This window comes from Pseudogemmobacter faecipullorum (genome assembly GCF_020539525.1).
In the GTDB taxonomy this organism is placed as follows: domain Bacteria; phylum Pseudomonadota; class Alphaproteobacteria; order Rhodobacterales; family Rhodobacteraceae; genus Pseudogemmobacter; species Pseudogemmobacter faecipullorum.
The window spans coordinates 66000-85835 of sequence record NZ_JACDXX010000006.1 but is presented as its reverse complement, the minus strand read 5'-3'; the positions used below and the strand labels follow the sequence as shown (position 1 = coordinate 85835).

The 19836-nt window shown below is 63.4% G+C and carries 19 protein-coding genes; 9 read left to right on the top strand and 10 right to left on the bottom strand.

From position 1 onward, the window contains the following. The first annotated feature begins 37 nt into the window (after positions 1–37). Positions 38–1504 carry a ribosome biogenesis GTPase Der gene (gene der / locus H0485_RS08150; protein ID WP_226934874.1) on the top strand — a complete coding sequence of 489 codons (1467 nt, stop codon included), beginning with the start codon at positions 38–40 and terminating at the stop codon, positions 1502–1504. Positions 1505–1669: 165 nt separating this feature from the next. Here der and H0485_RS08145 read toward each other — a convergent pair whose 3' ends face one another. After that, on the bottom strand, positions 1670–3511 hold the full coding sequence (locus H0485_RS08145; RefSeq protein ID WP_226934873.1) for an ABCB family ABC transporter ATP-binding protein/permease: 1842 nt from the start codon (positions 3509–3511) through the stop codon (positions 1670–1672). A gap of 120 nt (positions 3512–3631) precedes the next feature. Between H0485_RS08145 and H0485_RS08140 the strand changes: the two genes are divergently transcribed. Beyond that, positions 3632–4045 carry an ArsR/SmtB family transcription factor gene (locus tag H0485_RS08140; protein ID WP_226934872.1) on the top strand — a complete coding sequence of 138 codons (414 nt, stop codon included), beginning with the start codon at positions 3632–3634 and terminating at the stop codon, positions 4043–4045. Here H0485_RS08140 and H0485_RS08135 read toward each other — a convergent pair. Continuing rightward, complete coding sequence (locus tag H0485_RS08135; protein ID WP_226934871.1) at positions 4014–5441, bottom strand: LysM peptidoglycan-binding domain-containing protein; 1428 nt, start codon at positions 5439–5441, stop codon at positions 4014–4016. The genes H0485_RS08140 and H0485_RS08135 overlap by 32 nt on opposite strands. A gap of 146 nt (positions 5442–5587) precedes the next feature. On the opposite strand from H0485_RS08135, the gene H0485_RS08130 reads away from it, so the two are divergent. Beyond that, complete coding sequence (locus H0485_RS08130; RefSeq protein ID WP_226934870.1) at positions 5588–6142, top strand: LOG family protein; 555 nt, start codon at positions 5588–5590, stop codon at positions 6140–6142. Between the two features lie 88 nt (positions 6143–6230). Here H0485_RS08130 and H0485_RS08125 read toward each other — a convergent pair whose 3' ends face one another. From H0485_RS08125 to H0485_RS08100, 6 genes are all read right to left on the bottom strand, one after another. Next, positions 6231–6836, bottom strand: a complete 606-nt coding sequence (locus tag H0485_RS08125; protein ID WP_226934869.1) for a superoxide dismutase — start codon at positions 6834–6836, stop codon at positions 6231–6233. A 266-nt stretch (positions 6837–7102) separates the two neighbouring features. Further along, positions 7103–7639: a sarcosine oxidase subunit gamma gene (locus H0485_RS08120; RefSeq protein ID WP_226934868.1), complete on the bottom strand. Its 537-nt coding sequence runs from the start codon at positions 7637–7639 to the stop codon at positions 7103–7105. Further along, positions 7632–10646, bottom strand: coding sequence for a sarcosine oxidase subunit alpha family protein (locus H0485_RS08115; protein WP_226934867.1), 3015 nt, complete (start codon positions 10644–10646; stop codon positions 7632–7634). Before H0485_RS08115 ends, H0485_RS08120 begins: the two co-directional genes overlap by 8 nt. Then, on the bottom strand, positions 10643–10966 hold the full coding sequence (locus tag H0485_RS08110; RefSeq protein WP_226934866.1) for a sarcosine oxidase subunit delta: 324 nt from the start codon (positions 10964–10966) through the stop codon (positions 10643–10645). The genes H0485_RS08115 and H0485_RS08110 overlap by 4 nt, the downstream gene beginning before the upstream one ends. 117 nt (positions 10967–11083) lie before the next feature. Beyond that, the gene (locus tag H0485_RS08105) at positions 11084–11491 is read right to left on the bottom strand and encodes a hypothetical protein (RefSeq protein WP_226934865.1); all 408 of its coding nucleotides are present in this window, start codon (positions 11489–11491) and stop codon (positions 11084–11086) included. A gap of 133 nt (positions 11492–11624) precedes the next feature. After that, positions 11625–12872 (bottom strand): sarcosine oxidase subunit beta family protein, encoded by a 1248-nt coding sequence (locus tag H0485_RS08100; RefSeq protein WP_226934864.1) that lies wholly within the window; start codon positions 12870–12872, stop codon positions 11625–11627. A 282-nt stretch (positions 12873–13154) separates the two neighbouring features. Here H0485_RS08100 and ccmI point away from each other — a divergent pair, with 282 nt between their 5' ends. The 3 genes from ccmI to H0485_RS08085 are packed head-to-tail and all read left to right on the top strand — an operon-like array spanning position 13155 to position 15093. Continuing rightward, positions 13155–14378: a c-type cytochrome biogenesis protein CcmI gene (gene ccmI / locus H0485_RS08095; RefSeq protein WP_226934863.1), complete on the top strand. Its 1224-nt coding sequence runs from the start codon at positions 13155–13157 to the stop codon at positions 14376–14378. Beyond that, entirely contained in the window at positions 14375–14845 is a 471-nt protein-coding gene (gene ruvX, locus H0485_RS08090; RefSeq protein WP_435531487.1) for a Holliday junction resolvase RuvX, read from the top strand. Before ccmI ends, ruvX begins: the two co-directional genes overlap by 4 nt. A gap of 11 nt (positions 14846–14856) precedes the next feature. Further along, positions 14857–15093: a DUF1289 domain-containing protein gene (locus H0485_RS08085; RefSeq protein ID WP_226934862.1), complete on the top strand. Its 237-nt coding sequence runs from the start codon at positions 14857–14859 to the stop codon at positions 15091–15093. Between the two features lie 128 nt (positions 15094–15221). On the opposite strand, the gene dusA is transcribed toward H0485_RS08085, so the two are convergent. Further along, positions 15222–16229, bottom strand: a complete 1008-nt coding sequence (gene dusA / locus H0485_RS08080) for a tRNA dihydrouridine(20/20a) synthase DusA (RefSeq protein ID WP_226934861.1) — start codon at positions 16227–16229, stop codon at positions 15222–15224. A gap of 426 nt (positions 16230–16655) precedes the next feature. Continuing rightward, complete coding sequence (locus H0485_RS08075; protein ID WP_226934860.1) at positions 16656–17045, bottom strand: hypothetical protein; 390 nt, start codon at positions 17043–17045, stop codon at positions 16656–16658. 66 nt (positions 17046–17111) lie between these two features. Here H0485_RS08075 and H0485_RS08070 point away from each other — a divergent pair, with 66 nt between their 5' ends. From H0485_RS08070 to H0485_RS08060, 3 genes are all read left to right on the top strand, one after another. Beyond that, a complete protein-coding gene (locus H0485_RS08070) occupies positions 17112–18200 on the top strand; it encodes a helix-turn-helix transcriptional regulator (RefSeq protein ID WP_226934859.1) in 1089 nt (362 codons plus the stop codon). A 247-nt stretch (positions 18201–18447) separates the two neighbouring features. Further along, positions 18448–18789 (top strand): hypothetical protein, encoded by a 342-nt coding sequence (locus H0485_RS08065; protein ID WP_226934858.1) that lies wholly within the window; start codon positions 18448–18450, stop codon positions 18787–18789. Positions 18790–19298: 509 nt separating this feature from the next. Further along, complete coding sequence (locus H0485_RS08060) at positions 19299–19832, top strand: hypothetical protein (protein ID WP_494338138.1); 534 nt, start codon at positions 19299–19301, stop codon at positions 19830–19832. Positions 19833–19836 lie beyond the last annotated feature (4 nt).

The following is a 19836-nucleotide window of genomic DNA, read 5'->3' as shown; positions in this document are numbered from 1 at the left end:
TCCCGTGTAGAGGCTCGTGGTTCAGGAGACCTGTGCCATGAGCTTTACCCTCGCCATCGTTGGCCGCCCCAATGTCGGCAAATCCACTCTGTTTAACCGCCTGGTTGGCCGGAAGCTGGCGCTGGTTGATGACCAGCCCGGCGTCACCCGCGATCTGCGCGAAGGCGATGCGAAGCTTTTCGACCTGCGCTTTACCGTGATCGACACCGCAGGCCTCGAGGAAGTCACCGATGACAGCCTGCAGGGCCGGATGCGCCGTCTGACCGAGCGCGCGGTGGAAATGGCGGATGTCTGCCTCTTCCTCGTCGATGGCCGTGTCGGCATCACCCCCTCAGATGAGACCTTTGCCGATATTCTGCGCCGCAAGAATGCGCGGGTGATCGTGGGCGTGAACAAGGCCGAGGGCAAAGCCGGTGAGGCCGGCGCGCTCGAGGCCTATAGCCTTGGCCTTGGCGATCCTCTGCGCCTCTCGGCCGAGCATGGTGAGGGCATGGATGATCTCTATCACGTGCTGCGCCCGCTGGAGGCCGAATTTGCCCCGCGCGAAGCTGAGAATGTGCCGCTGACCGATCAGGATATTCCTGAGGACAGCGAGGAAGAAGATAATGAAGAGCTCTGGCGCCCCTCGCAGAGCAAGCCGCTGCAGATTGCGGTGATCGGTCGCCCGAATGCCGGGAAATCTACCCTGGTCAATAAGATCCTCGGCGAAGACCGTATGCTGACCGGCCCCGAGGCCGGGATCACCCGCGATGCGATCTCGATCCGCTCGGACTGGATGGGCACGCCGGTGCGGATCTGGGACACTGCCGGGATGCGCAAGAAGGCGCGGGTGACCGAAAAGCTGGAAAAGCTCTCGGTGGCCGATGGCCTGCGCGCGGTGCGCTTTGCCGAAGTGGTGGTGGTGCTGCTCGATAATGCCATCCCCTTTGAGGTCCAGGATCTGCGCATTGCCGATTTCGCCGAGACCGAGGGCCGCGCCGTGGTGATCGCGGTCAATAAATGGGATCTGGAATCCGAGCGGGCCGATAAGCTTTCCGAGCTGAAAGAGATGTTCGCCCGGCTGCTGCCGCAGCTGCGCGGCGCGCCGCTGGTCACCATTTCGGGCAAGACCGGGCGCGGCATGGACCGGCTGCATGAGGCGATCCTGAAGGCCCATGCCACCTGGAACCGCCGGGTGCCGACCGCGCGGCTGAACACCTGGCTTTCGGCGATGACCGAGGCGCATCCGCCGCCCGCCCCGGGGGGGCACCGCATCAAGCTGCGCTATATCACCCAGGCCAAGACCAGGCCGCCGGGCTTTGTCATCAAATGCTCGCGCCCTGATGAGCTGCCGGAAAGCTATAAGCGCTATCTGATCAATGGCTTGCGCGATCACTTTGATATGCCAGGCACGCCGATCCGGCTGTTCTTCCGCGGCCAGGGTAATGAAAACCCCTTCCGCGAGAAGAAATTCCACACGCCTTCGCGTCTGCGCAAGCACCAGGGCAAACAGGTGAAGAAATAAAGAAGGGGGGCGCTGCCCCCCTTTTTGCTTTCCGCCGGAAAGCAAATCCCCCCGGGATATTTTCAGACAGATGAAAGCCGGGAAGCAGAGGCCCGCCCGATTATCATCTGTCCGTTAAATATCCCCGCCGGAGGCCTTCCGGCCCTTTAAGGGGCCGGAACGCTCTTAAGCCGCATCCTGCTCTTCCTCGGCGCTTTGCTGGGCCCACATCGCGGCATAGCGCCCGCCTCTGGCCAGCAGCATGTCATGGGTGCCGCATTCGAGCACCTCGCCCGCTTCCATCACCAGAATCTGATCGGCATCGGCAATGGTCGAGAGCCGGTGCGCGATGGTGATCACAGAACGCCCCTGGCCCATTTCGCGCAAACTCTCCTGGATCGAGCGTTCGGTCTGGGTATCAAGCGCCGAGGTGGCCTCATCAAGGATCAGGATCGGCGGGTTTTTCAGGATGGTACGGGCAATGCCGACGCGCTGCTTCTCCCCGCCCGAAAGCTTCAGCCCGCGCTCGCCCACGGTGGTGTCATAGCCCTCGGGCAGCGAGGTGATGAAATCATGGATCCGGGCCGCTTTGGCCGCGGCGATGATCTGCTCCGCGGTGGCATTGGCGCGGCCATAGCCGATATTATAGCGGATCGTATCATTGAACAGCACGGTATCCTGCGGCACCACGCCGATCGCCTCATGCAGCGAGGACTGAGTGATGCTGCGAATGTCCTGGCCATCAATGGTCACCGCGCCGCCGGTCACGTCATAAAAGCGGAACAGCAGCCTCCCGATGGTGGATTTACCCGAGCCGGAATGACCGACCAGCGCCAGCGTCTGGCCAGGTTTTACGCAAAAGCTGACGCCCTTCAGAATCTCGCGCGTCGGATCATAGGCAAAACGGACATTGTCAAAGCGGATCTCACCGCCCTGCACCGCCAGCGCTTTCGCCTCGGGCAGGTCTTTCACCTCTTCGGGCTGCGACAGCAGGCCAAACATCGTGCCCATATCGACCAGGGCCTGACGGATCTCGCGGTAGACCGTGCCGAGGAAGCCGAGCGGCATGGTGATCTGAATCATATAGGCATTGACCATAACGAAATCGCCGACCGTCAGCTGGCCCGACTGCACACCGATCGCCGCCATCACCATCACCGCCACGAGGCCCGCGGTGATGATCAGGGTCTGGCCGGCATTGAGGAAGGCCAGCGAGACCCCGGTCTTGACCGCAGCCGCCTCATAGCCGCGCATCGCCGCGTCATAGCGCGCCGCCTCACGCTCTTCGGCGTTGAAATATTTGACGGTTTCATAATTCAGCAGGCTATCGACCGCCTTTTGATTAGCGTCGGTATCCTGATCATTCATCTCACGGCGCAGCTTCACCCGCCATTCGGTGACGCCGAAGGTGAACCAGACATAAAGCGAGATCGTCACCGCCACGGTCAGGGCATAGGTCCAGCCAAAGGCAAAGCCGAAGATCGCGGTGACCAGGCTCAGCTCAAGGATCAGCGGCCCGATCGAGAACAGCAGGAAGCGCAGCAGAAATTCGACGCCTTTGACGCCGCGCTCGATGATGCGCGACAGCCCGCCGGTGCGGCGCGAGATGTGATAGCGCATCGACAGGCGGTGAATATGGCTGAAAGTCTCGAGCGCGAGGCGACGCAAAGCCCGCTGCGCCACCCGGACAAAGACCGCATCGCGCAATTCCTGAAACGCCACGCTGCCCAGCCGGGCGAGGCCGTAAGCCACCACAAGGCCAATCGCCCCCAGCGCCATCATCCGCGCCGGATCCGTAGCCGCCTCGCCCGCGAGGCCATCGACCGCCAGCTTATAGAACCAGGGCGTGATCACCGAGATCAGCTTGGCCAGGAACAGCAAAACCAGGGCCAGAACCACCCGGCGTTTCACCCAGGGGTGCTCTTTCGGCCAGAGATAGGGGGCGACCCTGGCGATGGTCTGACGGCCCGAGGCGGGCTGGTCAGAACTGGCTTCGGGGGGCGGAGGATTGCGGTAGCGCGGTGACATGCGGGGCTTTCGAATGAGGAGCGCCGGCCGCGAAGGGCCGCACTCCCGGGCGCGCAGGGTGCTTGCCTTTCGCTGCCGGCACGGCTAGCTATAATTCAAGGATTCATGAATAGTTGAATTATGGAACAGAGTAAAGCCCTCGCCGCCCTCTCGGCCCTGGCCCATAGCGACAGGCTCGACCTGATCCGGCTGCTGGTGCCTTTGCAGGATGAGGGCATGGCGGCGGGCCAGATCGCGCGCGCGCTCGGTCTGTCGGCCTCGCGGCTGTCGTTTCATCTGTCGCAGCTCGAGGCGGCCGGGCTGATCCGCTCGCGCCGGGTGGCGCGCAATGTGATCTATGCGGTGGATGCGCGCGGCCTCGGCTCGGTGATCTCATATCTGCTGTCGGATTGCTGCGGCGATCACCCAGAGGTGCTGGCCTTTTGCCCCCGCACGAATCGCAGCAGCGCTTTGCCCCCGGCTGAGGCGCTGTGCTGCCCGGATCCGGGCGGGGTGCCGATGCTTAAGGCACAGATCCTGGCAGCGGAATCGTAAAGACCTGGCCCGGATAGATCAGATCGGGATCACGGATCCGGTCGCGATTGGCCTCCCAGAGCTGGACATACATCACCCCCTCGCCCCATTCGCCGCGCGCAATCGACCAGAGCGTATGCCCGGGCTGAACCGTGACGCTGACCGGGCGCGGCACGCTGGCATCGGGCCGGGGCGCGGCCTCGGTGCCTGTGGCGACAGGGGCCTCGGGCGCTGAGGCCGCGAGATCGCTTTCGGCCAGCACCGGCTCAGGCACTGGCTCAGACACCGGCTCAGGCGCAGCGCCCTCATCCGGCCGGGCGGGCAGGATGGCAGGGGTCAGACCGGCCTCGGGCGGCGCGGCGCTTTCAGCCCCCTCGGCGGGACTGTCTGCGCCCGCCAGCAAGGCCCCGGCGCTGGCCGAGGCAAGCGCCTCGGGCGTTTCGCGGCGGAACGGCGTTTCCGCGCGCGCCGTCACCTCTCCCGCCGCATTGAGCTGATCGGCGCGCAGCAGATAGAGGCCGGGCGCGAGGTCGCTCAGACTGGCCAGCCATTTGCCCCTGGGCCCGACCAGGCTTTCCGCCCCGGCGGGCTGATTATCGAGATAGAGCCGGATGAAGCTGCCCGGCTGGCCGCTGCCGCCAATCTGCACCAGATCCGGCCCCGGATAGGTGATGGTCTCAATCGCCACCGTGGCCGCTGCCGGAGCGCCGCTGGTGGCGCCCTGCTGCAACACCAGCGCGCCTTGTCCGGTGACCAGCAGCGCGACCGGCGGGCCAGAGGTCAGCACCTCAGGCGCGGCGTCCTTTTCACCGCTGGCCTCTCTGGCCAGGGCCACCGGCGCCGGACCGGCGATCGGCCCGATCACCACCCGGGAGGCCCCGGGAATTCTTTCGCCATTTTCCAGCACCATCACCAGGCTCATCACCCGTGGCGCGGGATCGGGGGCGATGGTGGTGACAAGGGCAAATTCGCCCGCCGTGCTGGTTCGGGTCTGTGCCAGCGCGGCCCCCTCGAGCAGGATCTCGACCTCAGAACCCGGCAGGGCAAGGCCACTGATCGTGGCATGGCCGGCCGGGGTCACCAGCCAGGTGGTGATGCGCGGCGGATCGGCCTGACCCGGCGGCGCATCCGCCGCCCCGGGCAGGGCAGGCCCGGCCGGGGCCGGGGCGGCGGCAGCCTGACCACCCTGCCCCTCCTTCTCAGCCGCGCCGGTCTCACCCGGCCCGGTCTCACCCTGCCCCTCCTCAGCCGCTCCGGCCTCAGCCTGCCCGGCGTCAGCCGCCCCGGGTGAGGCGATCAGCGCGTCTGCAGCCTCCGGCACCTGCATGCCCCGGCGAGATTCCAGCATCCAGCCCGCGGCCGCAATCAGCGCCCCCCCGCCCAGCACCAGCAGCGCCAGCCCTCTGCCTGTCCCCAATGCCCCCCCGGCCTTCATCCGCGCATTCCTCTGTCTGTCTTGCCGTTGTGATGCCGTTTTGCGGGCTTGCCCTCGCATCCCGGCAGGATCTGACCTAAAGCAAAGCCCGAGACCATCCTCTCTGGCAACCGATTTCAGGAGCTTTTATGAAGCCTGCCTCTATCTGCGTCTTCTGTGGCTCGCGCTCCGGCGCTGACGCTGCCTATGCCGAAACCGCCCGCGGCTTTGGCGCCCGTATCGCCAGCGAGGGCTGGCGCCTCGTCTATGGCGCGGGCGATGTCGGGCTGATGGGCGAAGTTGCCCGGGCCGCGCAGGAGGCCGGAGCAAAGACGCTTGGCGTGATCCCGGTGCATCTCATGGATCTGGAAAAGGGCAAGCGCGATCTGACCACCTTTGTCGTCACCGAAGATATGCATGAGCGCAAGAAGGTCATGTTCATGAATTCGGATGCGATTGTGGTCTTGCCGGGCGGGGCGGGCAGCCTGGACGAATTCTTTGAGGTGCTGACCTGGGCGCAGATCGGCCTGCATAAAAAGCCGATCTTCCTGCTCGACACCAATGGCTACTGGCAGCCGCTGATCGCACTGATCGACCATGTGATCACCCAGGGCTTCGCCAGCGCCTCGCTGAAAGAGCTGTTCCGTTCGGTCCCGGATGTCGACAGCCTGACGGCCGCGCTGAAGGAGGGGCTGGCAGGCTAAGACCCCGCCCCCCCTGCACCAATAAAAAAGCCCCCGGACCAGCAGATCCGGGGGCTTTTCATTGCTATCCGCAAAGCGGCGAAAGGCCTCAGCCCAGTTTCGCGGCCACGGCTTCCCAGTTGACCAGCTTTTCGAGGAAGTTGGTCAGATAGGCCGGGCGCTTGTTGCGGAAGTCGATGTAATAGCTGTGCTCCCAGACGTCGCAGCCAAGCAGCGCGGTCTGGTTGAAGCAGAGCGGGTTCACGCCGTTTTCGGTCTTGGTGACCTTCAGCGCGCCGCCTGCATCTTTCACCAGCCAGGCCCAGCCCGAACCGAACTGACCAGCACCGGCAGCCGAAAACTCTTCTTTGAACTTATCGACCGAGCCAAAGCTCTCAACCAGGGCTTTTTCCAGCGCGCCCGGCATTTTCTTGTCTTCGCCCGGACCCATCACTTCCCAGAACAGATTGTGATTCCAGTGCTGCGAGGCATTGTTGAAGATACCATTCTGCGCCACAGCGCCGGCCTGATAGGTGCCTTTGACGATCTCTTCGAGCGACTTCGATTCCCACTCGGTCCCGGCGATCAGCTTATTGCCATTGTCGACATAGGCCTTGTGGTGCAGGTCATGGTGGTATTCCAGCGTCTCTTTCGACATGCCGAGCGAAGCAAGTGCATCATGCGCATAGGGCAGGTCGGGAAGCGTGAAAGCCATCGGAGTCACTCCTGTTGGATCAATTGTTCACGGAGGAATAAGGGCGCATCCGGGCGGAAGGTCAAGCCCGGAGGGGGAAAACATCCTCCCGGCAACGCCATTCCCTGCGCACCCGCCGCCGGACACGCCCTCTGTGTCAAAAACCCCCGCGGCGGGCTCTGGTTCCCGGCTTTCCGCAGGGCCTGTTCACATTCATGCAGCCGATAGCAAAACCCGGGCGAACTGCTTCGCCCGGATCATCAGTGCTGCAGTTTCTGGGGCTTAGCTCAGAGCGCGCCGCTGGCCCGCGCCGAAGTCACCGCGCCCGACAGCAGGGCCTCGACATAATCGCCCACCGAACGGAAAGCGACGAGGCGGTAGCTTCCGCCCCCGGTCTGCCAGAAGGCGGCCGCGACCTGAGACAGCCGCGAGCGGCGCAGCTCATCGGGCCCGAGCGCCGAAAGATCCGCCGGGGTGAGGCGGCGCAAAACATCGCCTGCCCCTGCCCCCTCCAGCGCGAAACAGACCCGCGCATCACTGACATCCACCGCCAGATAGTGCTGCCCCTGCAGCCCCTGCTGCAGCGCCTGCAAAGCCGCCGCCCCGGCTGCGGCGGGAAGCACCAGCAGATATTCATCCGCGCTCATCCAGCCGCAGAGCGCCTCGCCCGACCGGGTGAGGCTGCGCGCTGCGGGCAAAGCGCAGCCCGAAGCGGCAAGGATGGCCTCTGCCAGGCCCGGCGTGCCGGGTTTGGCACGCAGCGAGATCATCGCCGGCGGATCCAGACGGCGCAGCTGCACCGGAAGGCTTTCAGCCTCAGACATTTTGCTTCTCCCCTTCCGGATCATAGAACACCGTGCTGACCACCTTTGCCGAAACCGGCTTTTCGCCCCCGACGGCGGTGAATTCCACCACCTCGCCCATCCGGGAGGGGCCGTTCAGCAAGAGCCCCATGGCAATGCCGCGTTTGAGCACCGGCGAATAATAGGTCGAGGTGATCCGGCCCTGGGCATTGCCGAACCCATATTCGCTGACACCGGGCGCGGTGACATAGGCCCCGTCGGGGATCACCGAACCGTCAAGGCTTTCAAAGCCCACCAGTTTCCAGCGATCCTGCGCCGCCAGATAGCTGCGCTGCTGGCCCCTTTTGCCGAGGAAGTCTGCCTTCTTCTTCGAAATCGCCCAGTCGAGGCCCAGATCCTGCGGGATCACCGTGCCATCAGTCTCGTCGCCGATCATGATAAAGCCCTTCTCGGCGCGCAGGATGTGCAAGGCTTCGGTGCCATAGGCCATGGCGCCCAGATCCGCGCCGAGGCGGTGGCACAGCTCCCAGAAGGCCGCGGCCTGATTGGCCGGCACGGCGATCTCATAGCTGAGCTCGCCCGAGAAGGAGATGCGATGCACCCGCACCGGGAAGCCGCCCAGCTCGCCATCCTTAAAGGTCATGAAGGGCAGAGCCTCTTTCGAGACATCCATCCCGCCCATTTTCTCGAGCAGTTTGCGCGCATTCGGGCCCACCACGGCGATCTGGCCATATTGCTCGGTCAGATTGGCGGTATAGACCTGCCAGTCCCACCATTCGCATTGCAGCCAGTCTTCCATCCAGCCATGGATCCGGTCTGCCCCGCCCGAAGTGGTGTGGCAAAGCCAGGTCTCCTCATCAAGGCGGATGACCACGCCGTCATCCGAGAGGAAGCCCTGTTCATTGCACATCAGCCCGTAACGGCATTTGCCGATACCAAGGTTCGACATCACATTGGTATAGAGCATATCGAGGAATTTGCCCGCATCCGGGCCTTTCACCACGATCTTGCCGAGGGTCGAGGCATCGAGCAGGCCAAGCGCCTCGCGGGTATTGACCACCTCACGATAGACCGCCTGTTCATGGGTCTCACCGGCGCGCGGATAGCAATAGGGCCGCTGCCACAATCCGACCGGCTCCATATAGGCGCCTTTTTCCAGGTGCCAGTCATGCATCGGGCTTTTGCGCAAAGGCTGGAACAGATCGCCCCTGGCCTCGCCTGCCAGCGCCCCGATGGTGACCGGGGTATAGGGCGGGCGGAAGGTGGTGGTGCCGACGCCGGGAATAGTTTGCTGCAGGCTGTCGGCCAGAATCGCCAGGCCGTTGATATTGGACAGTTTGCCCTGATCGGTGGCCATACCGAGAGTGGTATAGCGCTTGGTATGTTCGACCGAGACATAGCCCTCGCGCGCGGCGAGCTGCACATCCGAGACTTTCACATCATTCTGGAAATCGAGCCACATTTTCGATTTCAGCGCCGGGCCTGCGCCCTGGGGCATGATCCAGACCGGCAGGATCGGTGCTTCCTCCACCGCATCCGCCCGGGCTGCGCCCGATTGCGGCGCCTTCAGCCCGATCGCCTCGCAGGCGCTGAGCGTCCGGGCGGCGGCATCCTCAAGCGCCGGGGCCGCGGCAAGCGCCCCGTTCGCCGCGCCCAGAGCATAGACCATCGCCGCGCCGTCATGGCCCAGTGCCGGTTTTGCCGGATCGGGGCGGAAGAAGACCCGCTCCTCATCCCAGACCAGCTTGCCGCCGCAATGGCTCCAGAGATGGACCACCGGCGACCAGCCGCCCGACATGGCAATGGCATCGCATTCCAGCTCTTCGATCACCGCGCCGCTTCCGGACTGCTCGCCGATAGCGACCGAGGTGACGCGCTTTTTGCCCTTCACTTTGACAATGGCGCGGTTGGTCTCGACCCGGATCCCGAGGGCCCGGGCCCGGTCCGGCAGCTCTCCGCCCGCCGTGCTGCGGGCATCGAGCACGCAGACCACTGACACCCCGGCCTCGCGCAAAGCCATCGCGGTGCGATAGGCATCGTCATTATTGGTGACGACCACCACCTTACCGCCCGGTGCCACGGCATAATTCACCAGGTAATCGCGCATGGCCGAAGCCAGCATCACCCCCGGAATATCATTGCCCGCGAAAGCCAGCGGGCGTTCAATCGCGCCGGTCGCCGCCAGCAGCCTGGCGGTGCGGATGCGCCACAGCCGCTTGCGCGGCTGGCCATCGCCCGGGCAGTGATCAGCCAGCCGCTCTTCGGCCAGAACATAGCCATGATCATAGAGACCCGAGACCATCATCCGGGTCTTCAGCGTCACATTCTCCATGCCGGCAAGGGTTTGCAGCGCAGAGTTAATCCAGTCCTGCGCCGGTTTGCCCTCGATGATATCGCCATCAACCGGGGCACGCCCGCCCCAATATGAATTCTGTTCAGCGAGGATCACCCGTGCGCCTGCAGCCCCGGCGATCAGCGCCGCCTGCAAGCCGGCAATGCCACCGCCGGCAATCAGCAGATCGCAATGACCATAGAGATATTCATAGCGGTCGGCATCGGCCTCGACCGGGGCTTTACCCAGACCGGCCGAGCGGCGGATGATCGGCTCAAACACATGTTTCCAGGCCGGACGCGGCTGGATGAAGGTCTTGTAATAGAAGCCCGCCGGCAGGAAGCGGGCGAATTTATCATTGATCGCACCGACATCGAATTCGAGCGAGGGCCAGTGGTTCTGGCTGGCCGAGGTAAGCCCCGCAAACAGCTCGGTGGTGGTGACGCGCTGGTTCGGCTCGAACCTTGCGCCCTCGCCCAGACCGACCAGGGCATTCGGCTCTTCCGCGCCGCTGGCAAGGATACCGCGCGGACGGTGATATTTGAACGAGCGGCCGACCAGCAGCTGATCATTGGCCAGGAGCGCCGAGGCAAGCGTGTCGCCCTGAAGGCCCTGCAGGCTTTTGCCGTTGAAACTAAAGGAGATACGGGCCGAGCGGTCAATCAGACGCCCGCCGGTTTGCAGCCTGGTGCTCATTTCCAGCCCTTCCACTCCGGCCGTCTGGCCTTAATCTTCGCAATCAGTTCCGCAGGCGGCTCACTGGTCTGGGCCGGATAGGTGCCAAACACCTCCAGCGTTGCGGTGCAGCGCGCCGCGAGGAACCATTTTCCGCAGCCATAGGCATGGCGCCAGCGTTCAAAATGCACGCCTTTGGGGTTTTTGCGCGCGAACATATAGGCCTCAAATTCCTCATCCGACGAACCGGGGCCAAAGCGCTTCAGATGCGCTTCACCGCCCGGGGCCAGTTCGGTTTCTTCGGCTTTAATGCCGCAACAGGGGCATTCAAGGATCAGCATCAGCGGGCCTCATCACGGCAAAAAGGCCGCGCAGCGACAGGCTGCGCGACCATCAGGTCAGTCTGCAGCCAATGGGGCGCGGCCCCACTGGCTTTAAAAAAGAGATCAGTCTGCGGCTCAGTCTGCGGGCGGCACAGCCGGTTCAGGCTCTGCAGGTGCAGTTCCGGAAGGCGCAGGCCCGGCAGGCGGCGGTTCAGTCGGCACCATGGGCTCGACACCCGGGATGGCACCGGCCGGATCGCTGGCCGGATCTGCGCCAGGCGCAGAATCCGGGCTGGTTGCAGCGGGCGCGGCAGGCGTGGGTTCAGAGATGACAGAAGGCGCTTCGCGCGGCCCGCTGAAAGCAAAGACGCCAACGATGATGGCAAGGACGATTGCGCCAAGCAGCAGCACCATTCCCGTGCCCGAGCTGCGCTGAGGCGGCAAAGGCGGCGGGGTCGGGCTGCCAGGCTGTCCCAGCCGCGGGTCGCGCGGCGGGATATCGCGGGGCGGCAGATCGCGCGGGCGGTCCGGTTCATGTGACATAGGAGCTTCTCCGCATTCGATGTGAATACAGAGATAACGGCCCCGTGGCGCAGCCGGTTCCCGGCGCCGCCAGAGCTGGCCGGAAGCAGCCTGCCACCCGGCCTGGCTTCACCAGGATGCAGCCCGGGCAGCATCAGTGCGCCACCCCGGCGGCGACGCTCTCGTCGATGAAACGGCCCTCTTTAAAGCGCCACATATCAAATTCCGAGGCCAGCACCCCCGGCTCGCCCTTTGCCACCAGCTCGGCCATCGCCCAGCCCGAGCCCGGGATCGCCTTAAAGCCGCCGGTGCCCCAGCCGCAGTTGATGAAGCAATTGCCGAGCGGAGTTTTCGAAATGATCGGCGAGCGGTCGCCGGTCATATCGACGATCCCGCCCCATTGCCGCAGAAGTTTCAGCCGGCTGATCAGCGGGAAAGTGGTGACAAGGGCGCGCAATGTCTCCTCGACATGATGGAAACTGCCGCGCTGGGTGTAATTGTTAAAGCCATCGGTGCCGCCGCCGATCACCAGCTCGCCCTTATCGGACTGGCTGATATAGCCATGCACCGTATTGGCCATGATCACCACATCAAGGCAGGGTTTGATCGGCTCTGAAACCATGGCCTGCAGCGCGATCGATTCCACCGGCAGACGGAAACCCGCCATCCCGGCCACAACGCCCGAATGACCCGCCACCACCACGGCCAGCTTTTTGCAGCTGATCTCGCCTTTCGTGGTCGAGACCCCGGTCACCTGACCATGGGCCTGATGCACCGCGGTGACCTCGCAGTTCTGGATGATATCCATGCCCATATCTGAACAGGCTCGCGCATAGCCCCAAGCCACCGCATCATGGCGCGCCGTGCCGCCGCGGGCCTGATAATGCGCGCCGAGGATCGGATAGCGCGGCCCGTGCAGATTGATGATCGGCACCAGCTCTTTGACCTGCTCGGGGCTGAGCCATTGCGTGGCCACGCCCTGCAGCTGATTGGCATGAACCGTGCGCTTATAGCCACGCACCTCATGATGGGTCTGCGCCAGCATCAACAGGCCGCGCGGGCTGAACATCACGTTATAGTTAAGATCCTGGCTCATGGTTTCGTAAAGCGAGCGCGCTTTTTCGAAAATCGCCGAGGAGCTGTTCTGCAGATAATTCGAACGGATGATGGTCGTATTACGACCTGTATTGCCGCCGCCGAGCCAGCCTTTCTCGATCACTGCGACATTGGTAATGCCGAAATTTTTCCCGAGATAATAGGCCGTGGCGAGGCCATGGCCGCCCGCGCCGATGACGATCACATCATAGTTTTTCTTCGGCTCGGGCGATTTCCAGGCCTTTTCCCAGCCCGAATGAAAGCGCAAGGCCTCGCGGGCGATGGCAAAAACGGAATAACGACGCATCAGGATAACTCCGCCGGCTCATGCTGTGTCAGGTGCGAAACGGGCTGAATGCGCCGCGCTGTGATGCCCCGGCCCGCTTTGCCTATCCTTATGCCCGGAATGACAAATTCCGCCACGCCGCTTCGCGTCCTGATCGGGAAAAAAACGACATCGCCGTCGCATTGGCGGCGCGCCCGCTCCGGCGGGTCTGCCCCCTGCGGCAACAGGCCTGCACCGCTGAGGCTTTTGCCCGGGCCGCGAAAGCTTTACACAGGCGCGGCAGGCAAGGCTGAGGGGCGAAGCATGGCGGATATTGGCGATACTGGCAGTTTGTGGTCCGGCGGCTTCTGGCTGATCGCCGCCCTGCTTCTGATCGGGGTCGGGCTTTTGCTGCTGCTCAGCCTGATCGGCGCCCGCCGCACCAGCCTCGCCCCGGCGCTCAGCGCCGACCGGCTGCTCTACCGCGACCAGCTGGCGACGATAGAGCGCGATCTGGCGCGGGGCGCGATCGACAGCGCCGAAGCCGCCCGGCTGAAAACCGAAGTGGCGCGTCGCCTGCTCGAGGCCGACCGGCGCAATCCCGAGGCAATCAGCGGCGGCCAGAAAGGCCTCGCTGCCATGCTGCTGCCCGTGCTGGCAATTCTCGGCGTGCTGGGCGGCACACTCGCGCTCTATCACCGCCTCGGCGCACCGGGCCTGCCCGATCAGCCACTGGCCGAGCGGATTGCCGAGGCAGATCAGCGCATTGCCACGCGCCGCGATCAGGCATCATTCGTCGCCTCGCTCCCCCCCGCCCCGGCCCGCAACAGCGATCCCGAATTTGAATCCCTGATGCAGGCGCTGCGCCAGGGCGTCGATGCCACCAGCTCGCAGGATCAGACCGGCCTCGCGCTGCTGGCCCGTAATGAGGCGGTCCTCGGCAATTTCGCCGCCGCCCGCACCGCCCAGGAGCGGCTGATCGCGGTCAAAGGCACCGATGCCGAAGCCGATGATCACGTCATGCTGGCCGAAATTCTGATCTCGCAGGCCGGGGGCTATGTCTCGCCCGAGGCCGAGGCCGCGCTGAAAGCCGCGCTGGCGCTGGATCCTCGCTCGGGCCTCGCGCGTTATTACACCGGGCTGATCCAGGCCCAGGGTGGCAGATTCGACCGCGCCTTCGCGATCTGGCAGCCCCTGCTGGCCGAGGGGCCGCAGAGCGCCAGCTATATGCCGGCGCTGCGCGCCCAGATTGGCGATGTCGCGGCCTATGCCGGGGTCAGTTACACCCCGCCTCCGGCCCCGGTCGAGGATGACGAGACCCGGGCAATGGCCGAAACCATGGTGGCGCAGCTCGGGGCGCGGCTGGCGAGTGAGGGCGGCTCCTCCGGGGAATGGGCCCGGCTGATCTATTCGCTCTCGGTTCTGGGCCGCAGCGATGAGGCAAAAGAAATCCTCGCTGAGGCCCGCCAGATCTTCCCCGGCGGCGAGGACCGCGCGGTGGTGGATGAGGCGGCCCGGGCGGCAGGTCTGCAGGAGGTGCAGCCGTGATCTTTGAAAAACTGACCGACATGGCCCCCCTTCTGCCCGAATTCGGCGCGGTGGCGGGGCTGGACCTTGGCACCAAAACCATCGGCCTGGCGATTTCCGACCTGCGCCGCTCGGTCGCGACGCCGACAAAAGTGATCCGGCGCGAGAAATTCACCCTTGATGTGGCGCAGCTGCTCGAACTGGTCAGCGCGCGTGAGGTCAAGGCCATGGTACTTGGCCTGCCGCTGAATATGGATGGCAGCGAGGGGCCGCGCGCCCAGTCGACCCGGGCTTTTGCCCGCAATCTGGAGAAGCTGACGCCGCTGCCGATCACCTTCTGGGATGAGCGGCTTTCCACCGTGGCCGCCGAAAGGGCGCTGCTGGAGGCGGATGCGTCCAGAAAACGTCGCAAAGAGGTCATTGATGCGGTGGCAGCGGGCTATATTCTGCAAGGCGCGCTGGACCGTCTGGCGCAGCTGTCGCGCTGAAAGGGCCGCCCGTGAAAGACGAGATCTGGAGCCGCGCCGAGATTGAAAGCCCCTGCGTGAAGATCTGCGTCATCCATCCGGAGGCGAAGCTCTGCATCGGCTGCTGGCGCAGCCTGCAGGAAATCGCTGAATGGTCGGCGCTCTCGCCCGAGGCGCGGCATGAGCTGATGCATGAGCTGCCGCTGCGCGCGGCAAAGCTGCAAAAGCGCCGCGGCGGCCGTGCGGCACGGCAGGCCCGGCCAGAATAAGGGCCAGAACAAGGGGGCGCTGCCCCCTTACCCCCGGGATATTTCAGGACAGATGAAAATCAACAGGCGGCGCGCGACAGGGCTATTCATCTGTCTGAAAATATCCCCGCCGGAGGTGCTTTTCTGTCTCAGGCCGCGGCGACAGCCCCGGTCACTTTCTCCAGCGCCCTGAGCAGCACCTCGGTTCCCGCGCCTTCGCGGCTCGCCTCGGAAGACAGCACCTGACGCCAGCCCCGTGCCCCCGCTTTGCCGTGGAACAGCCCCAGCATATGCCGCGTCACCTGATGCAGCCGCCCGCCATCGGCAAGATGCGCCTCGATATAGGGCAGCATCTGATGCACCACCTCTGCCTCATCGGGGACGTGATCCTCGCCCCAGAACCGGTCGGCGCCGATCAGCGCATGGCCGGGGTCATGATAGGCGGCACGGCCCAGCATCACCCCGTCGAGCCCCTGCGCCAGCAGCGCCCCGGCCTGATCCAGCGTCGTGACGCCGCCATTGAGACAGATGGTCAGCTCGGGGAAGCGCGCTTTCATCGCCACGACCAGATCATGGTTAAGCGGCGGAATCTCGCGGTTTTCTTTCGGCGACAGCCCCTGCAGCCAGGCCTTGCGGGCATGGATCACGAAATGATCCACCCCGGCCCGGGCCAGCCGCTCGATGAAAGCGGGCAGCACCGCTTCCGGCTCCTGATCATCGACGCCGATCCGGCATTTCACCGTGACCGGCACATCGGCCTCGGCCTGCATGGCGGTGACGCAATCCGCCACCAGATCCGGATCTTTCATCAGCACCGCGCCGAAACAGCCCGACTGCACCCGGTCAGAGGGGCAGCCGCAGTTCAGATTGACCTCATCATAGCCCCAGGGCCGGGCGATCCTCACCGCCTCGGCCAGCTCGCGCGGGTCAGAGCCGCCGAGCTGCAGCGCGATCGGATGCTCGCCCGCGCTGTAATCAAGCAGGCGCGGCTTTGGCCCATGCACCACCGCAGGCGCGGTGACCATTTCGGTATAAAGCATGGCCCGGCGCGTCATCAGCCGGTGAAACACCCGGCAATGACGGTCGGTCCAATCCATCATCGGCGCCACGGAGAGACGGAAACTATTGTTATTAATTGATTTTTCCGTAGATCCCATGACCAGTCTCCGATTTCAAACCTGTTCTGAATTCCCTTGTTTTTGCTGCATTCCGTCTGTTTCGTTCCTTGATTTGCTTAGTCTTAGCAAATTTCAGAGCCCCGGATAGCAAAGGGGAAGCATCACCGAGCGTCGCCTGCGCAACGGATCCGCGGTCTATACTGCACATCTGCGCATCATGCGAGAGGGCCGGAACCTATCGGCCGCATCGGTTTTTAACCGGAACTCAGCCGCAGCGACCTGGCTGAAGCGCAAGGGAACCGATGATATCACAACAGGCCTGCCGCCTGCTCCGGATCACTTCGGCGCCCGGGGAACAGGCGACAGATCCCCCTCGCAAACGCCATATATCCCCAATTGTCGCCATTGCCTGAAGATCCCGGACAAGGGTTTCAATCCGGATCCGGGTTTAATTATGCGCAGAACTCACATCGCAATATGATGGGTCAGGCAAAAGCCACGAACCGCAGCGATACGCGCCGGATCCTGCCCCTTCCCAGGAGCATTATAGGGCGCGAAAGCACCCCCCTCACCGCGATTCAGCACTCCGCCAAAAATAGCCGGTGCGGAGGCGCCATTCGAGACATAGCCACATATGGGGACAGCGCCATCGCTCAGTCTATAGGTCGCTTTCATACCAGAAAGCTGAACGGGCTGTTTCAGCAGACTGCTCATCCGGCTCTGGACCTGCGCTGTCTCAGCCATATTCAGCTGATGCTCTGAATGCGTGAGATAACCGCCATTCCCGCCAGCTTCATCGACACAGCCTGCCAGGGTACTCAGCAAAAGCAGTGAAAGTGTGATATGCAGTTTCATCATTCCTCCTTTTAATTTGATTCTGATTTCAGCAAGAACCAGTCAGGTAAGGGATCCTCGTCTCAAATGGACGCTGCTGACGAACTTGTACCCCTGATCTATGCCTGCCTGCTCGGCGAGGCCCACTGGGCAGATTTCATCCGTCGCCTTGCGGTACTGGCGGATGTGGAATGCACCACGCTTTTTTTTCATGACAGCCAGTGCGGCAAAGGCGCAGTCACCCTTCAATCCGGCATCCCGGATGAGGCTCAGCGGGAATATCTCAGCCATTATGGGGCATTGAATCCCTGGATGTGGCAGGTCGGGCGCACGCCGGTTGGCACTGCAATCGTCGGCGAGCAGCTGGTCGCGCGGGACAAATTCCACCGGACCGAATATTACAACGACTTCCTGCGTCGCTTTGACCAGGAAACTGGCGTCGGCGTCACCATTGAGCGCACAGAGAGCCGTTTCATGCTGCTTTCTACCCTCAGCGGTGACGTGGATGAAGAACGCAATGCCGCGCGGGCAAGGCTTTTGAGCCGCCTCGCCCCCCATCTGCGCCGCGCTTCGGAGTTTTACAGACGCAACCAGCTTTCTGGCATCGGCGCGGATCTGACGGACTGGCTGAGCGAAACCGGCGGGGCTGGCTTTGCCCTTGTCGACCCGGTGGGCCGGGCCAGCCATATCAGCATTCTCGCCGAAAAATACCTTTCGGATGGCCAGGCTGCATATCTTGCGCCAAATGCCACGCTGCGGTTTCGCAATCCCGGGATCCAGTCCGCACTGCAGCAAATGCAGCTTGGCCCGCGGGATGTTCTGCCCATCACCCATCAGGACAACGGTTTTCATATCACCCTGATGCCGGTTGGTCAGAATGAGGGAAACCTGGCCTTCTGCGGCCAGACCGTGGCTGTCGTTTTCACTCCGGCTCTGGTGCGGACCGCGCCACAGGTGCTGGAATTTGCCCGACGCTTTGGCCTGACGCCTGCAGAAACAAGGGTGCTTACCGCCATCCTTGACGGACAGCGGCCAGCGGAAATCGCGGCGGCTGCCTCGCTTTCGGTAGAGACGGTGCGCAGCCAGCTGAAATCTGTCTTCTCGAAAACAGGCTCCAACGGCCAGCCACAGCTTATCCGCATGGCCACTGGTCTCGCAGGTCTCGATCCCCTCTGACATCATGCGCATCCCTATCAAGCCTCTGCAGAGACTTGCGCCATACAGGCTGATGTCGCTTCACCCGTACGGGTGACGGAGCTGCGCGCCACGCCGGTTTTCTTTGCCATCAGACCGGCTCTTCACCCATATGGGTGCAGCCCGCCGCTGGCCCTGAGTGTTAGCTCTTCGCTGATCAAACGGTTCTGGCCGGGCAGATCAGGAGACCCCCCTCCTCTGCCCGGCTGAACAAATCAGGAGTAACACCTTGAAAAATATAAAGTTCAGCCTGACCCTCGCTACAATTCTTTTGCTTGCGGGCTGCTATGACACTGGCAGTTCTGATGATTACAGCAGCGGCACTGGTGGTTCCGGTGGCACTGGTGGCGGAAGTGTTACAGTCCGGCCGCGTGCCTATACCTGCCCGTCGAACTGCCAGAATGTGCAGACGCAAACAACATGCCAGGCCTCAGAATCCTATTACCAGGTCTATGTTGAAAATGCCCGCGCGGGCACTGCAGCATCCACGCTTGAACAGCTTTACGACAACCACGCCCGTACGGCGGGGCTGGCGCGCAGCATGGTGCAGCAGATCGGCTGCGCCCCCTGACGCAACCTGTGATGCTGCGTTTTCTTAAGGTAGCCGGAATTGCTGCGATGGCGCTGGCAGGCGCCATCGCAGCAGGATCTGGCAGAAGTCCGCTCCAGACCGGGCCCCCGGTCCAAACCGCTGCGCTGTCGCCTGCCCCTGCTCCCACAGGGGCAGGGACTGGTTCCACGACATACCGGACATGCTTTCTTGACTGGGCCGAAGAACGGCCGCTGATCGCCCTTCGCGATGGTTTTGCCTCGACCGGTCTGACGGTTTCTGACCGGGTCGGACAGAAAACCGTTCTTCTGACCTACCGCGCCGAGGATGAGCGCTCGCAGCTGGACATGCTGGATCTGCGCGCCCTTGGCCTTTCGGATCGGCTCCGCCTCACCGAGGCCAGCCAGGAGGCCGCTCTGGCACGCCATAAAACTGAGCACCGATCTGTTTCGCGAAAGCTCGCGCGCGCAGGCGAGGCAGCGGCCCTTGCCGCCACCCGTCATGCGGAAGGCAGGCTGGACAGTCTGTCTTTGCAGATGGCCAGAGATCAGCTGGCCGAAGCTGAGGACCTTGCCGCGCAGATCGCACCTGCCCTCGCGCTGCTGGAAGCAGAATTTTCTCTCAAACTGACCGAATTACAGCTGGAACATGCATTCCTCGCCCGAGAAAGGAAAGCAGTTCAGGAGCAGATTGACGCGCTTCAGCTGCGCAGCGAAACCGCTGGCGTAATCAGTTTTATTGCCCCTGCGCTGACGACAGGTGCCCTGGTCGCGGTACGGCGCGGCGAACATGTGATCAGCCTCGCTCACCCAGGCATGTTCCGTGCAAAAATTGCGATAAATGTTCGCGATCTGTCACTTTTCACAAACAGGCGTGTCATCGCCCGCCTCTCTCTGGAGGCGAGCCATCTGACCGGGCAGGTCACGCGTATTTCGGCCCTTCGCAGCCCCCTGCCGGATGGGAGCACGCACGAGGTTGAGATCAGCTTCGACCCGACAACACCAGAAGCCGAGCCGCAATCGGCCAGCTGCCTGTTTGAAGCATTCGCTGAGGCTGCGCCATGAAGCT